Raw genomic sequence first — 15,267 nt, 5'->3', positions numbered from 1 at the left:
TTCGTCGCGCGGGCGAACGCCCGCCGAGAACACTACGGCGGCAGCATCGATCGAAGTTCCGTCCGAAAGCGAAACACGGACTCCCGCACCATCTTCCGTGGGCTCGATCGAGGAGGTGCCGACACCGGTGTGCACCCGCAACCCGAGATCGGTGATCAACTTCTCCAGCACGGCACCGCCACCGGTGTCGACCTGGTTGTGCATCAGCCGGTCGTTGTACTCCACGACATGAGCTTCCAACCCCAGCAGCCGCAGCGAGTTCGCGGCCTCGAGACCCAGCAGCCCGCCGCCGATCACCACACCGCGCGCACCCGGTCCGCCCGCCTGTGCGGCGGCGCGGATGCGATCGAGATCCTCGATGGTCCGGTAGACGAAACACTGCGGCAGTTCATGTCCCGGCACCGGCGGGACGAACGGATACGAGCCGGTCGCCAGAACGAGTGTGTCGTAGGCGATCACCTCGCCGATCGAGGTCGTCACCGTGCGAGCGGCCCGGTCGATCCGCTCCACCCGTTCGCCCAGCCGCAGCTCGACCAGCTCGTCACCGTCGAACACGTTGCCGGGCAGGGCGAGTGCGTCCGGATTCCAACCGTCGATATACGAGGACAGTCCGACGCGATCGTATGCGGGCAGTGATTCCTCACCGATGATGACGATCCGCCAGCGGCCGTCGGCGTCGCGGGAGCGCAACGCCTCCGCGAACCGGTGCCCGACCATGCCATGACCGGCGACGACCACTGTCCTGCAAGCGGATTCGGCTGTGGAATGCATAGGATGTCCTCCCTGGCTGATCGGGCACTGGCTTCTCGGGTCAGATGGAACGAGCCGAATGCTCCTGTACCGCGGTGGTTTCGGCACCGGACAGAGCCTCCGTCACCGTCACCAGAGTGGAGGCCTCCGGAGTGCGCGATGCGTGCGGCCGTCGCAGGAACACCGCCGCCACCACGATCGCGCAGACCACGTAGAAGCCCATGAACACCCAGAACGCGGTCGTCGCGGATTTGGTCGAGGCGTAGGAGGAACGCAGGACCAGGTTGATGCCTACGCCGCCGAGCGCACCCACCGCGCCGACGAAACCGATCAGCGCGCCGGAGGTGTTCTGCGACCAGGCCGCCTGTGTCGCCGAATCCGCTTGCAGGCTCTTGGATTTCGCTTCGAACACCGAGGGGATGATCTTGGTGACCGAACCGTTGCCGATACCCGACAGCAGGAACAGCGCGATGAATCCGGCGACCAGCGCCGCCATCGCACCGCCGGTCGGCACGCCGCCGTGCGCGTCACCGATCATTCCGGCGATACCCACCACCACCGCGGCCACGATCATGCCCAGGAACGTGTACAGCGTGACCCGGCTGCCGCCGAAGCGATCGGACCACTTGCCGCCGTACGGGCGCATCAGCGAGCCGAGCAGCGGGCCGATGAACGCGATCTGCGCCGCGTGCAGTGACGCGTGGGCCACGCTCTCGCCACCGGCCTTGAAGCTGATCTGCAGAACCTGGGTGAACGCGAAGCTGAAGCCGATGAACGAGCCGAAGGTGCCGATGTACAGGAACGCGATGGCCCACGACTGCGGCACCTTCAACGAGGTGATCATGTAGGACAGATCGGCCTTCTGGTTGCGCAGATTGTCCATGTACAGCGCCGCGCCGACGCCTGCCAGCGCGATCAGCACCAGGTAGACCAGGCAGACGATCGACGCGTTCCCGTAGGCGTTGCCGACCGCGGCGATCACCGCCAGGCCGATCAGCTGGATCACCGGCACACCGAGGTTGCCGCCGCCCGCGTTCATGCCCAACGCCCAGCCCTTGAGCCGCTGCGGGTAGAAGGCGTTGATATTCGTCATCGACGAGGCGAAATTGCCGCCGCCGAATCCGGCGAGTGCGGCGATCACGATGAAGGTCGTGTACGAGGTGCCTGGATGGTTGATGAAATACAGCGTCAGCAGGGTTGGGATCAGCAGCATGATCGCGCTGAAGATCGTCCAGTTGCGGCCGCCGAATCGCGCGGTCGCGACCGTGTACGGGATCCGCAGAAATCCGCCGACCAATGTCGGTACCGCACCGAGGAAGAATTTCCCGGCCGGATCGATGCCGAATTTATCGGCGGGCATGAACAGCACCATGACCGACCAGATCGACCAGACCGAGAAGCCGATATGCTCGGCGAATACCGACCACAGCAGGTTTCGCCTGGCGATGTTCTTACCACCTGCCTCCCATGTCTCGACGTCCTCTGCGTCCCAATTTTCGATATTGCGATTTCGCGACAGCGTGCTCAACGGGGCCTCCCACATCAGGTTGGCTCAACAGTAGGAAAAGGGTATTTCCGCCATGCTGCGTGGAATGTCCGAGACGTCAACGGTTCCGCACGGATATGCGGTGCGTGTCGTGAGATCACGACGTTTGTTTCGGGAATGTGACACCGCGGTTGTGTGCCCGTCACGAAGTATCGGGACGTTGCGGAGTGCACGAGTGAGGGGCACGGCGCGAGGGGCCGGGCCGACCGTGGCGCGGGATCGGCCCGCGAGGCGCGGGATGCCCCTGATGTGCTGGTATGAGTGCATGTCATCGTGCGAGGAAGTCGCCCAATGGTAGCCGCGTCGTCCCTCTGGACTGCCTGGTCGCGGGATATGGGCCTGCGGATTCCCGTGGTCAACGCGCCGATGGGCGGGGTCGCCGGCGGGCGGCTGGCCGCGGCCGTCACCGCGGCCGGTGGTCTGGGCATGATCGGGATGGGCAGCGCCGGGTCGGTGGCCGCGCTCGAACGTGAGCTCGGGCGGTTGGGCGATGACCCGGGGGCGTTCGGGATCGGACTGGTGGACTGGGTGATCGCCGCTGCGCCGGGACTGCTCGACCGGGCCATCGCCGCGCGGCCGGTGCTGATCTCGGTGAGTTTCGGGACGGACATGTCCTGGGTTCCCCGCGTCCGTGGCGCCGGAATCCGCACGGCCACACAGGTTTACAACGCCGAGGAGGCCCGGCGCGCGGAACGGGCCGGTGTCGAGGTCCTGGTGGCTCGCGGAACGGAGGGCGGCGGGCACGGTGCGGTGGAGATGGCCACGCTGCCGCTGCTGGACGCGGTCGTCGACGCGGTGTCGGTGCCGGTCCTGGCGGCCGGGGGAATCGGGTCGGCGGCGAGCCTGGCCGCGGTGCTGGCCGCCGGGGCGGCGGGCGCGTGGCTCGGCACCTGCCTGGCCGCCTGCCCGGAATCGCTACTGTCCCAGGAGGGCCGGACGGCGATGATCGCCGCGCGGGGCACCGATACGATCCTCACTCGCGCTTTCGACGTCGGTATGGGATTGCCTTGGGCGACAAGGTTTCCCGCCCGGGTGCTGCGCAACGAGTTCGCCGAGCGCTGGACCGGCCGGGAGGAGGAACTGTCGCGGGATGCGGCCGCACGCGATGCGCTCGGCGTCGGGATCGCCCGCGAGGATCGGCGGGTGACCCCGATCGATGCCGGTCAGGGCGTCGGCCTGGTGACCGCCGCCGAACCCGTTGCGCGGGTGCTGGAGACGTTGTGCGCGGGAGCCGCGCGACTGCTCTCGCGGGAGGTCCGGTAGCTCAATCCTCGCTGCCGCGCCGGTCGCCGAGGAAACGCAGCAGCTCCGGATCGCCCGAGGTGAACCGGTCCACTTCCTCACCGCCGGTGCACTGGTAGAGCACGATGGTCACCCGGTCGTCGCGGCGGTTCAGCACCCGCCACACCGCGCCGGAATCCTCCCAGCGTCGCAGGATCGCTACCGGATCCGGCTTCTCCGATGAATCATGGGCCATGCGATCCATGATCGCGCACGGCGCTCACCAGCGATCGGGAGTCACGGGCGCGTCCCATGCCTTGGCATAGCGACTGTGGTCCGGACGTTCGACGGCCTTGGCCCGGTAGACGATGTACGGGCGGGTGAGGTAGCCGATCGGCGCGCTGAACATGTGCACGAGCCGGGTGTAGGGCCACAGGCCGATCAGGGTCAGCACGATCACCCCGTGCGCCTGGAATGTCCACGGTGTGCCGACCATCAGTTCCGGATGCGGGTGCAGCGTGAAAATGCTACGGAACCAAGGGGATACGGTCTCGCGATAGTTGTAGGTGCCCCACAGCAGATTGCTGCCGACGGTGTTGAGCAGTCCGGTGATCAAGGCGGCCGCCAACAGCACGTACATGAGTTTGTCGTTGTTGGTGGTGGCCTTGCGCACGGCGGGCACCGTGATACGGCGATACAGCAGGATCGCGATTCCGGCGATGACCGCGAGCCCGGCGACCGATCCCGCCGAGACCGCGACCACGTGATACAGCTCCTCGGACACACCCACGGCATCGGTCCAGGATTGCGGGATCAGCACACCCAGGACGTGACCGCCGATGACGCCGAGCATGCCGAAGTGGAACAGCGGACTGCCCAGTCGCAGCAACCGGCTCTCATACAGCTGCGAAGACCTTGTGGTCCAACCGAATTGGTCCGTGCGATACCGCCACAGATGGCCCAGGACGAAGGAGGTGAAGGCGATATACGGCAGGATCAGCCAGATGTCGGTACTCATCGCCGGGCCTGCGATCCGTCGAACAGGGCGGGATCCATCGTGTAGGGGTCCATTCCGACCTCCTCGTCCGGCGGTCCGGCCGCGGCCAGTTCGACGATGCGGCGGCGGTCCGCGGCTGTCAGCGGCGGCACCGTGGATAGCACGACGGCCACGACGTCGGCGTAGGGAGATCCGTTGTCGCTCAGGGACAATCGCAGCAGTTCGATGACCGGGATGTGCTCGCCGAGCAGGCGTTCGCCGCCGATCGGGTCGACCATCGCCGCGAATTCGAGCAGGACGGGCAGGTGATCGGGCAACTCCCGGTCGTCGAGTTCGACGCCCGCGTGCCGATAGGCGTGTTTGAAGCGCAGCAGGGCCATACCGCGTTTGCGGGTGTCGCCGTAGGCGTAGAACGTCAGGTGCATGCTGGATCGGCGGCGCATGTCGAAGGTCTCGACGTACTGCTGGGCGAGTTCGATCGGTGACGACGCTCTGATGTGGGTGAGGAAGCGCTGCAACGGGATTCGTGCTTCATCGGGGAGATGTGCCGCCGCGTCGCTGATTCCGTCGACGGCGGTGAGCAGATTCTCGTCGGGGTAGTCCAGCAGGAGGGCGGCGCTGCGCCAGATCAGGCGTCGATCCCGCTCGGACATCCGCACGGCCGGTTCGGGGCGGCGGCGTATCTTCAACAAGGTCATCGCTTGGCCCCGCTCGAAATCGGTGTCGTGTCGTCGGTCGACGCGGTCTCCGGGTGACCGCTGCCGTTGGTTTCGGCTCGACTTCCGTTGGCTCCGTTGCCATTTGACGCGGGACCCGTTCCGTTCCCCGAGTGACCGTTGCCGTTCGCGGCCGTCGGGACGAGGCCGTCGGTGCTGCGGCCGTCCCAGTTCAGCAGATTGATCCGATTCGTCTTCTCCTCCGGCGCGGCGTCATTGGAGTCGATGAGATGAAACTTCTCGACCATCGTGTCGAAGGCCGTCATACCCGGCCCGCCGTCGGTATCCAGGCTGCATCCGGTGGCGAGCGAATCCAATTCGTGTGCCTGCGACGTCGCACCCTGCGGAATCACGTACCGGTGTTCGTATTTCGCGATGGCCAGCAGCCGGTACATCGCCTCGATCTCCTCGGGCTCGAGCCGCACCGACGGCGCGATCGAAGGATCGGGTTCCTTACCGAGATTCACCGACCGCATGAACGAGCGCATCGCGGCGAGCCGCTGCATGGCCGCGCGCACCGGCCCGATCTCACCGGCGGTGAACAATTCGGCGAGATATTCGATCGGAATGCGCAGCGCGTCGATGGCGCCGAACAGATTCGAGGCGTCCTCGCCGTCGTGGCCGGTCTCCGAGAGCGATTCCACCACCGGAGACAGCGGCGGCACGTACCAGACCATCGGCATGGTGCGGTATTCCGGATGCAGCGGCAGGGCGATCTGATAGTCCACGATCAGCTTGTAGACCGGCGAATTCTGCGCGGCCTCGATCCAGTCCGGGCTGATCCCGGCGCGTTCGGCCTCGGCGACCACGCGCGGATCGTGCGGGTTGAGGAACACCCCGAGCTGGCTCGGGTACAGATCCTTCGGATCGGTCACCGAGGCCGCCTCGAGCACGGCGTCCGCGTCGTACAGCATCACGCCGATATAGCGCAGCCGCCCCACACAGGTCTCCGAGCAGACCGTCGGGATGCCGACCTCCACCCGCGGGTAGCAGAACGTGCACTTCTCCGCCTTACCCGTCTTGTGGTTGAAATAGATCTTCTTGTAAGGACATCCGGTGACGCACTGCCGCCAGCCGCGGCACCGGTCCTGATCGACGAGCACGATGCCGTCCTCGGACCGCTTGTAGATCGCGCCGGACGGGCAGGAGGCCACGCACGACGGATTCAGGCAGTGCTCGCAGATCCTGGGCAGATAGAACATGAAGGTCTGCTCGAATTCCAGCTTGACCTGCTCCGAGAGCCGGGCCAGCAGCGGATCCCGGCCGACCTGCTCGGGGCCCGAGCCCAGGTCGTCGTCCCAGTTCGCACCCCAGGTGATCGTCGTATCCTGCCCGGTGATCAGCGATTTCGGCCGCGCCACGGGGGTGGTGTCCATGGCCGGGGCGGAGAGCAGGTTGTCGTAGTCGTAACTCCAGGGCTCGTAGTAGTCCTCGACCGTGGGCAGATCCGGATTGGCGAAGATGTTGAGCAGTCGCTTCATTCGCGATCCGGACTTCAGGGTGAGCCGCCCGCGCTTGGTGAGCCGCCAGCCGCCCTTCCACTTCTCCTGATCCTGGTACTGCCGCGGATATCCTTGTCCCGGACGAGTTTCCACATTGTTGAACCACATGTACTCGGTGCCGCCGCGATTGGTCCACGCCTGTTTGCAGGTGACGCTGCAGGTGTGACAGCCGATGCACTTGTCCAGGTTCATCACCATGGCCATCTGTGCCATGACACGCATATCAGTACTCCACTTCCTGCGAGCGCGAATCGGACACAGGGTGGTGGCCTCGTCGGGATGTCATCAGTACTCCACTTCCTGTGAGCGCTTGCGGATCGTGGTGACTTCGTCGCGCTGATTTCCGGTGGGGCCGTGGTAGTTCAGCGCGAACGACTGCTGTGCGTACCCGCCGATGAGATGCGTGGGTTTGATCATGATCCGGGTGAGCGCGTTGTGGATGCCGCCGCGCTTTCCCTTGCCGGGCTGCTTTTGTGGTGCGGGCCAATCGAATCCGGCTCCATTCGAGCCCGCGCTTTTCGAGCGGCCTGCGGCGGCTTCGGGCTGCCCTTCGATGCGGGGCACGCCCACCGCCCGGTCCTGCGCGTGATACATGAACACCGTGCCCTCGGGCATCCGGTGACTGACGATCGCCCGCGCGACGACGACGCCGTTGCGATTGACCGCCTCGATCCAATCATTGTCCGCCACACCGATCTTCGCCGCGTCCCGGTCCGACATCCAGATCGCCTGCCCGCCGCGGGACAGGGTCAGCATGTGCAGGTTGTCCTGATACGCCGAGTGGATCGACCACTTCGAATGCGGTGTGAGGTACCGAACGGTGACGCCGTTGTCACCGACGGACCCCACCCCCGGTTCGCTGAACAGAGCACTCATGTCCAGCGGCGGGCGGAAGATCGGCAGCTGTTCGCCGAGTTCGGCCATCCAGTCGTGGTCGAGGTAGAAGTGCTGGCGTCCGGTGAGGGTGTGCCAGGGCTTGAGCCGTTCGGTGTTGATGGTGAACGGGGAGTAGCGGCGTCCGCCGGTCTCGCTGCCCGACCACTCGGGTGAGGTGATCACCGGCACCGGCCGGGACTGGGTGTCGGCGAAGGTGATTCGCTTGCCCTCGTGTTCGGCGGCCAGATCCGCCAGCCGGGTGCCGGTGCGACGCTCGAGTGCTTCGAACCCCTCCACCGCGAGCCTGCCGTTGGTGGTGCCGGACAGCGCGAGGATCGCCTCGGCGGCATGGGTGTCCTTGGCCAGTGACGGACGTCCCTGTGCCACACCGGAAACCACCGTGCCGTTCACCCCGGCGAGGTACGCGACCTCCTGGTCGGGATAGGTGGTGACGCCCTTCGTGGTGACGCCGAGCGTCTCGATCAGCGGGCCGAGCGCGGCCATCTTCTCCGCGATCTTCGGGTAATCACGTTCGACGACAACCAGTTTCGGCATCGTCTTGCCGGGAATCGGTTCGCACTCACCGGCTTTCCAGTCCCGCACGCGCCCGCCCGCCTGCGCCAGCGCATCGGGCGAATCATGTTGCAGCGGAACGGCGATGACGTCCTTGCGAACGCCCAGATGCTTCTCGGCCATCCAGGAGAACCCGCGCGCGATGCGGTGGAACGCCTCGAAATCGGTCCTGGCCTCCCACGGCGGGGAGATGGCCGGGGAGAAGGCGTGCACGAACGGATGCATATCGGTCGAGGACAGATCGTGCTTCTCGTACCAGGTAGCCGCGGGCAGCACGATATCGGAGAACAGGGTCGTGCTGGTCATCCGGAAGTCCAGGGACAGCAGCAGATCCAGCTTCCCGGTGGGCGCCTGATCGCGCCAGACCAGCTCCGCGGGCCGGACCCCGGCGGTGTCGGTGGTCTGCAGATTGGAGTCCGCGCCGAGCAGATGTTTGTGGAAGTATTCGTTGCCCTTACCGGACGAGCCGAGCAGGTTCGCCCGCCACACCGTCAGGCAGCGCGGGAAGTTCTCCGGCGCGTCGGGATCCTCGCAGGCGAAACGCAATGCGCCCGAGGTCAATTCGTCCACCACGTGATCCGCGGCCGATTTCCCGGACAGCTCGGCCTCGTCGGCCAGGTCCAGGGGATTGCGGTCGAAGGTCGGATAGGTCGGCATCCAGCCCAGACGGCTGGCCAGGGCGATGTTGTCCGCGGCGGTGCGACCGGCGAACGCGCCCCGGCTCAGCGGCGAGGTGAAGGCCTCGGCGGTGAACGGGTCGTAGCGCCACTGGTCGTTGGTCAGATACCAGAACACCGTGCCCTGCATCTGGCGCGGCGGTCGCTGCCAGTCCAGGCCGAAAGCCAGTGTGGACCAACCGGTTACCGGACGGCACTTCTCCTGGCCGACGTAGTGCGCCCAGCCGCCGCCGTTCACGCCCTGACAGCCGGTGAGCAGGGTGAGGGTGAAGAAGGCGCGATAGATCTGATCGGAATGGAACCAGTGATTGGTGCCCGCGCCCATCAGGATCATCGAGCGGCCGCCGGATTGTTCCGCGTTGTCGGCGAATTCGCGCGCGACCCGCCCGGCCTGGGCGGCCGGCACGCCGGTGATGGTCTCCTGCCAGGCCGGGGTGTAGGGCTGGGTGGCGTCGTCGTATCCGGTGGGCCAGGAGCCGGGCAGTCCGTCCCGGGGGACGCCGTACTGTGCCAGCAGGAGATCGAAGACGGTGGTAACCCGTTTTCCGGCAACGAGTGTCGTCGGGACGCCGCGCAGGACGGTGCCGGGGACGTCGCTGTCGAACCGCGGCAGGCGCAGGGTGACCGCCTGCGATCCGGGCTGCCCGTGCAGCGTCAGCAGCGGGTCCACGCCCTCCAGGTCGAGATTCCATTTTCCGGCGTCCGCGCCGGTGAAGCGGTGGCCCAGAGAACCGTTGGGCACCAATGGATGTCCGGCGTCGTCGAGCAGAACCATCTTGTGTTCCGCGCCCTCACCGTGCTGCCCGAGATCGGCGGCGGTGAGGAATTTGCCCGGCTGCATGCCCTCGTGGTGATAATGGCCTTCGGCATCCCAGCCGCCCGCCTCGCCCAGGCAGACCAGGAACGGCAGATCGGTGTAGCGCTTGACGTAGTCCACGAAGCGCGGCGTGGTCCGGTCGACGAAGAACTCCTTCAAGACCACGTGCCCCATCGACATGGCAAGTGCCGCATCGGTTCCCGGACGTGCGGGCAGCCATTCGTCGGCGAACTTGGTGTTGTCCGCGTAGTCGGGGGAGACCACGACGACCTTCTGGCCGCGATAGCGCGCCTCGGTCATGTAGTGCGCGTCCGGGGTCCGGGTCACCGGAACGTTCGAACCCCACATGATCAGGTATCCGGCGTCGAACCAGTCCGCTGATTCGGGCACGTCGGTCTGGTCGCCGAACACCTGCGGCGAGGCCACCGGCAGATCGGCGTACCAGTCGTAGAACGAGAGCATCGACCCGCCGAGCAGGGAGATGAACCGCGCGCCGACCGCATGGCTGACCATCGACATGGCCGGAATCGGGGAGAATCCCGCGACGCGGTCCGGCCCGTACTGCTTGATCGTGTAAACGTGTGCGGCAGCGGCGATTTCGGCCGCCTCCCACCATTCGGCCCGGACGAATCCGCCCTTGCCTCGCGCGGACTTGTAGCGGCGGGCACGCTCGGCATCCTCGACCAGCTCCGCCCAGGCCAGCACCGGATCCTTCACCCGGGCCTTGGCTTCGCGATACATCTCGAGCAGAATGCCGCGCACGTACGGATAACGAACGCGCGCAGGGGAATACGTGTACCAGGAGAAGGATGCGCCGCGCGGGCAGCCGCGCGGTTCGTACTCGGGCTTGTCCGCACCCACCGACGGGTAGTCGGTCTGCTGTGATTCCCAGGTGATCACGCCGTCCTTGACGTAGATCTTCCACGAGCACGAGCCCGTGCAGTTCACCCCGTGCGTGGACCGCACCACCTTGTCGTGCGACCACCGGTCCCGATAGAACTCGTCGGCCTCGCGCCCGCCCTGTTTGTGCAGGGTTCGCTGGTCGGCCGAAACCTCGCCGCGCCGAAAGTATTTGCCGAGTTCGAGCAGAGCGTCCCCGGCGTCCTCGATCCCGATGCGCGGGGCAGGACCGGTCGCCGATCCTCGGGCATGTGAGTTGGCCATGATGCCCCTTCGAGCGGAATAGCGGACTGACGAATCCGACTGTAAAGACCCATCCGGAACAGGCAAAACAGATCTCTCACACCCCATCCGGCGCAGCTGTGCGCTGTGAGGCCGCCGCAACCTACCGGTCATTCCGGACTGTGGTGATTCTCGTCACCACTCGCCGGTGAACAGGCCCGACGACACCGCAAGCCCGGAAATCCGGGCCGCGCCCCCGCGGCGTTCCGCAATCGGTGATGGATTGGAAACTGCCCCTTCTCCGACGGTTTACATTAATTAACACGTCCGTGGACGGTTCCGGACGTCGGTTTTCGGTCGAGCGCGGCCGGGATCACCGTGCGATCCGCCGCGGCGCGAGCGCCCTCGCGGCCCACGGGTCTCAATGTCCGGCGGCGGTGAGCCGATGATCCGCCTCGAGCAGCATCCACCCGCTGAGCTGGACCGACAGATCGCGGCTCAGATTCGCCGCCCGGCCGGTCGAGGAGTGCGTGAGCTGAGCGAAGGTGCCCGGGTGGTCCGGCACGGTGACCGGGCGGGTCCAGTCCATCCCGAACAGGGGCAGGTCGCCCACCTCGGCGCGGTGTTCCCAGGCCGCCCGGGCGGAGGCGTGCACGATATTCGCGGCGGTGGTGTCGCCGAGGGCGAGCGCGGCCTCGGCGAGATATCTGGCGAGAATGCCCATGAACAGGCCGGAGTCGTTCGCGGAGGCCGCCGCGATCACCCCGGCGTCGGTGAGTCGAGCCGCGGTCGCGGCGATGAGATCCGATGCGCGTCTGCGGTGAATCGAATCACCTGTGCGCGTTGCCAATTCGGTTTCCAGACCGATGGCGACGCCCTGGCAGTACGTCGGCGTCGCACGGTCCGCCCGGCCATCGGGTTCGTGCACGCCGTCGCGGATCAGGCCGCTGTCGGTGTCGCGCAATCGGGTCTGCAGGAATTCGGAAAGTGCTGCGGCGCGGGCTAATTCGCCCGACCGGGCCATCGCGATTCCGGTCGGGCCGATCGCGGAGGTGGAGTAGTAGTCGTCGTGGGACCGCCACGGCACCGCGCCGACGTTCGGCTGCCAACCGGCGTACAGGGCGGTGCGCAGATCTGCGATGGCCTCGCCGAACCGTATGCCGAGGAGTCGCTGAGCTCGTTCCAGGGCCAGAATCAGCCACGACATGTCGTCGTAGTACCCGTTGGTCCAGCCGGTGAGATTGCGGACCCGGATGGCGCGTGCGAGGGCGAGGACGCGGTCGATGCGTTCGGGGGTGCGGGCACGATGCGCCGCGTCCACCGCGCAGTCGAGCAGATGGGCCTGCCACCAGTAACACCATCGCCCGAGCAGCATCTGCTCCAACAGGGAGGCGGGCCAGTACAGTGTGCCCAGTTGCAGCTGCGGCTCCCCCCAGAATGTGCGGACATAGCGCTGGACGATTGCCTGTTCCGCCTGGTCCGCGCGTTGTGCGGGCCGGTCGGGGCCGGGTGACGCTTCCTGGGTGATCATCACCGCCTGGGTCGGCTGCGCGGTAGCGGTGAGCGCGACCCAGGCCCCGGCTGCCACCAGGACACTGCGCCGACCGATTCTGCTGTTCCGGCGATCCATCCGCTCGGACTCCCTCATACCCAACAACGATCTCCGGAGCGGAAAACTGCACTTACATCGTATCCGGCGGCGACCGGCGGCGCGCGCCTCGGTGAACCGGGCTCGAGCCGTGCGCGCCGCAGCCGGATCGGGCTCGATCCCGGTCACCCGCTCGACGCGCGTCCGCGCGTGATCGGACGCGCGAAGAGCGGTTCCGGTGCCGGGCCTCCATCTCGGATAGCCTGACGGCACAACGTCAGCCTCGTCGGTCCGAACGGGATGAGTTCGTTGCCGTCGATGAGTGTGAAGGTGAGATACCCATGCTCGACCAAGGCTTGGACATGTTTGGTGTCGATCGCGATCGTGCCCTGCCCGACCTCGACGAGGGGCATCGGCTCGACGCACCGCTGTCGGTGCCCGCCGAGCCCGCACCGGCGGCTGGATGGACGATCGCGCACCAGATCGCGCATCTCGCTGCGGCCGATGCGAACGTCGTCATCGCTCTCCGGTGAGGACGCGCAGAAGTGGCTCGATATCGCGCGGGTGTTCCTCTGACATGGGGGACGGGCGCGTGACCGCGATCGGGAGCGCCCGGCGGGCGCGCGGCGCATGGACGGCGCTGATCGTGCTGGCCGGCCTGGTGTCGACGCTGGTGCCGGGTATCGCCCGCGCGGACAGCGGTGTGAATCCGGAGTGGTCGGCCGCGTCGAATGTCGTCGCGCCGAACGACTTTCGATCCGCTCCCTATCTGGGCAACGGCCGGATCGGCACCATGCTGCCGCCCAGCGGGGGCGGGTATCACGATTACGGTGACACCGCGCGCACGTCGTTCCCGTTGCAGCAGCCTCGATATACCGGTACGTACCTGGCGGGTTTCTACGCGCAGGCGGCTCCGTCCCTCCAGTACACGCAGGTGGTCGCGGCATTACCGGCCTGGTCGGGATTCACCGTCGGGGTCGCCGGTCACCGATATCAGCCCGATGTGGATCCGGCGGTGGTGCGCGACTATCGGCAGACGCTCGACTACCGAACCGCCACGGCGACAACACAACTCACCTGGACGCCCGATGTCGGGCATCGGGTGCGGCTGCGTTACGACACGTTCGTGTCCCGCTCGCGACCGGATCTGGCGGTGCAGCGGCTGACCCTCATACCGGGGTTCTCGGGCGCTCTCGACGTGACCGATCTGATCGATACCGCCGCCGCGCGACGCGCATCCCCGGTCGCCGTATTCGCCGATCCGGCCCGCAAGGAGAGCGTCGCCGGGGTGCGCGCGGATGGTTCGGCGGATACCGCGTTCGTCGTGTCGGCCGTCGACGCGCCGCAGCGAACCGCGACCGCAGCTCTCCCGGGTGCCAGCGGAATCCGTTACACCACAGCGGTTACCGAGGGCGGCAGTTACATCTTCACGAAGTACGTGGGGATCTCGTCCACCGACTACGGCCCGGATCCGCGGGCCGCCGCCACCGCCGCAGCCGAGTCCGGCCGCGCGCAGAAGTACGACGTCGCCTACCGCGCACATACCGCCGCGTGGGATCGGCTGTGGCAGAAGGGAATCGACATACCTGGACGCGACGATTACACCCGGTGGATCCACGCGGCCCTGTATTCGGTGCTCTCCAGTGTCCGCGCGGGCGAACGGTGGGCGGTGCAGCCCGCGGGACTGTCGTCCGACGACTACGGCGGGATGACGTTCTGGGATGCCGACACCTGGATCTTCCCGACACTGCTGGCGCTGTATCCGGATCTGGCGCGCACGATCGTCGACTTCCGTAGCGCAGCCCTGCCGCACGCACGAGCCAACGCCCGGGGCTACGGGTTGCCGGGTGCGTTGTATCCGTGGAACGACGGCCCCGCCCAGCGGTGCGCCTCACCGGTGGGCTGCGGGCTCACCGAGGAACATCTGCACAACGAGATCGCCCTTGCCCAGTGGCAGTACTACATCGCCACCGGCGATCGGCAATGGCTGCGTACCAGCGGCGCCCCCGTGATCACCGCGATCGCCGACTACCTCACCGCCCGGGTCGGCCCGAAAATGCCTGACGGCAAATATCATTACGTGCCCGCGGCAGGCGCGGACGAATACGTCCCCGTGTCGGTCGACAACGCCCTCACCAATGGCGGAGTCATGAACACGATGCGCATCGCCGCCCAGGCTGCGATGTCCGCCGGGCTGCCGGTCGACCCGCGCTGGGCCGATATCGCCGCCGATATGGCCATGCCGCCCGATATCGCACCCGGCGTACCCGCGGAATACCTGGGTTATTCGGGCGCACCGATCAAGCAGGCGGACACCGTCCTGCTCAGCTACCCGTTCTCCTACACGGCACCCGCCTACTCGCCGGTCGAAACCCTGCACTACTACTTCGGCCGGACCGACCCCGACGGCCCGAACATGAGCAACGCCGTCGGCGCGATCCTCAGCGCCGAATACGACCCCTGCCGTGCCCAGCACTACCTCGATCAATCGGTGCAGCCATATGTGCGCGCCCCCTTCAACTTTCAGTCCGAGGCCCGCGGCGACCGCTCCGGCGCCAACGCCCTCGGCCAATCGGCCTGGATCTTCGTCACCGGCGCCGCAGGCTTCCTACAGGGATTGCTCTACGCCCCCACCGGCCTACGCTGGACCGCCCCGCACCCCCGCCTGAACCCCATGCTGCCCAACGGATTCCGCCAAGGCGTAACCATCCGCGGCCTGTCCCTGCCCACCGGCACAGTCACCATCCACATCACCCCGGCCACCACAACCCTCACCCTGACCTCCGGCACCCCGACCACCTTCGACACCCCCACAGGCCCGAAAACCGTCACCGCGACCCACCCTCTTCGGATCCCCACCCGACCCGCAGCGTGCTAGCGGA

11 protein-coding genes are annotated in these 15,267 nt (G+C 66.8%); 3 read left to right on the top strand and 8 right to left on the bottom strand.

The features are described from left to right. Positions 1-771: NAD(P)/FAD-dependent oxidoreductase (locus NM2_RS22220; protein ID WP_169816221.1), on the bottom strand; the 771-nt coding region annotated here is incomplete at its 3' end. A 40-nt stretch (positions 772-811) separates the two neighbouring features. After that, positions 812-2,293 (bottom strand): nitrate/nitrite transporter, encoded by a 1,482-nt coding sequence (locus tag NM2_RS22215; protein WP_067672049.1) that lies wholly within the window; start codon positions 2,291-2,293, stop codon positions 812-814. A 294-nt stretch (positions 2,294-2,587) separates the two neighbouring features. Here NM2_RS22215 and NM2_RS22210 point away from each other — a divergent pair, with 294 nt between their 5' ends. Then, on the top strand, positions 2,588-3,559 hold the full coding sequence (locus NM2_RS22210; RefSeq protein ID WP_067672046.1) for an NAD(P)H-dependent flavin oxidoreductase: 972 nt from the start codon (positions 2,588-2,590) through the stop codon (positions 3,557-3,559). Position 3,560: 1 nt separating this feature from the next. Here the strand turns inward: NM2_RS22210 and NM2_RS22205 are convergent, their stop codons facing one another. The 6 genes from NM2_RS22205 to NM2_RS22180 form a co-directional block, all read right to left on the bottom strand. After that, entirely contained in the window at positions 3,561-3,773 is a 213-nt protein-coding gene (locus NM2_RS22205) for a hypothetical protein (protein WP_067672105.1), read from the bottom strand. Positions 3,774-3,797: 24 nt separating this feature from the next. Then, positions 3,798-4,535 carry a respiratory nitrate reductase subunit gamma gene (gene narI, locus NM2_RS22200; protein ID WP_067672043.1) on the bottom strand — a complete coding sequence of 246 codons (738 nt, stop codon included), beginning with the start codon at positions 4,533-4,535 and terminating at the stop codon, positions 3,798-3,800. Further along, positions 4,532-5,212, bottom strand: a complete 681-nt coding sequence (narJ, locus tag NM2_RS22195; protein WP_067672041.1) for a nitrate reductase molybdenum cofactor assembly chaperone — start codon at positions 5,210-5,212, stop codon at positions 4,532-4,534. The genes narI and narJ overlap by 4 nt, the downstream gene beginning before the upstream one ends. After that, the gene (gene narH / locus NM2_RS22190; RefSeq protein ID WP_067672038.1) at positions 5,209-6,954 is read right to left on the bottom strand and encodes a nitrate reductase subunit beta; all 1,746 of its coding nucleotides are present in this window, start codon (positions 6,952-6,954) and stop codon (positions 5,209-5,211) included. The genes narJ and narH overlap by 4 nt, the downstream gene beginning before the upstream one ends. Positions 6,955-7,017: 63 nt before the next feature. Then, entirely contained in the window at positions 7,018-10,839 is a 3,822-nt protein-coding gene (locus NM2_RS22185) for a nitrate reductase subunit alpha (protein WP_084531417.1), read from the bottom strand. 379 nt (positions 10,840-11,218) lie between these two features. Next, positions 11,219-12,445: a glycoside hydrolase family 76 protein gene (locus NM2_RS22180; RefSeq protein ID WP_245718159.1), complete on the bottom strand. Its 1,227-nt coding sequence runs from the start codon at positions 12,443-12,445 to the stop codon at positions 11,219-11,221. Between the two features lie 281 nt (positions 12,446-12,726). On the opposite strand from NM2_RS22180, the gene NM2_RS22170 reads away from it, so the two are divergent. Continuing rightward, positions 12,727-12,918, top strand: coding sequence for a maleylpyruvate isomerase N-terminal domain-containing protein (locus NM2_RS22170; protein WP_067672032.1), 192 nt, complete (start codon positions 12,727-12,729; stop codon positions 12,916-12,918). A gap of 59 nt (positions 12,919-12,977) precedes the next feature. Further along, positions 12,978-15,263 (top strand): glycoside hydrolase family 65 protein, encoded by a 2,286-nt coding sequence (locus NM2_RS22165; protein WP_169816220.1) that lies wholly within the window; start codon positions 12,978-12,980, stop codon positions 15,261-15,263. Positions 15,264-15,267 lie beyond the last annotated feature (4 nt).

The sequence above is a fragment of the Nocardia miyunensis NBRC 108239 genome, assembly GCF_001613065.1.
GTDB lineage: Bacteria > Actinomycetota > Actinomycetes > Mycobacteriales > Mycobacteriaceae > Nocardia > Nocardia miyunensis.
This window is presented reverse-complemented; position numbering and strand designations above follow the sequence as displayed.

Excerpts from the sequence above, each read along its gene's own strand:
- NM2_RS22210 (WP_067672046.1), top strand. The coding sequence starts at position 2,588 with ATGGTAGCCGCGTCGTCCCTCTGGACTGCCTGGTCGCGGGATATGGGC.
- NM2_RS22170 (WP_067672032.1), top strand. The coding sequence starts at position 12,727 with ATGCTCGACCAAGGCTTGGACATGTTTGGTGTCGATCGCGATCGTGCC.
- NM2_RS22180 (WP_245718159.1), bottom strand. The coding sequence starts at position 12,445 with ATGAGGGAGTCCGAGCGGATGGATCGCCGGAACAGCAGAATCGGTCGG.
- NM2_RS22185 (WP_084531417.1), bottom strand. The coding sequence starts at position 10,839 with ATGGCCAACTCACATGCCCGAGGATCGGCGACCGGTCCTGCCCCGCGC.
- narH (WP_067672038.1), bottom strand. The coding sequence starts at position 6,954 with ATGCGTGTCATGGCACAGATGGCCATGGTGATGAACCTGGACAAGTGC.
- narI (WP_067672043.1), bottom strand. The coding sequence starts at position 4,535 with ATGAGTACCGACATCTGGCTGATCCTGCCGTATATCGCCTTCACCTCC.
- NM2_RS22205 (WP_067672105.1), bottom strand. The coding sequence starts at position 3,773 with ATGGCCCATGATTCATCGGAGAAGCCGGATCCGGTAGCGATCCTGCGA.
- narJ (WP_067672041.1), bottom strand. The coding sequence starts at position 5,212 with ATGACCTTGTTGAAGATACGCCGCCGCCCCGAACCGGCCGTGCGGATG.
- NM2_RS22215 (WP_067672049.1), bottom strand. The coding sequence starts at position 2,293 with ATGTGGGAGGCCCCGTTGAGCACGCTGTCGCGAAATCGCAATATCGAA.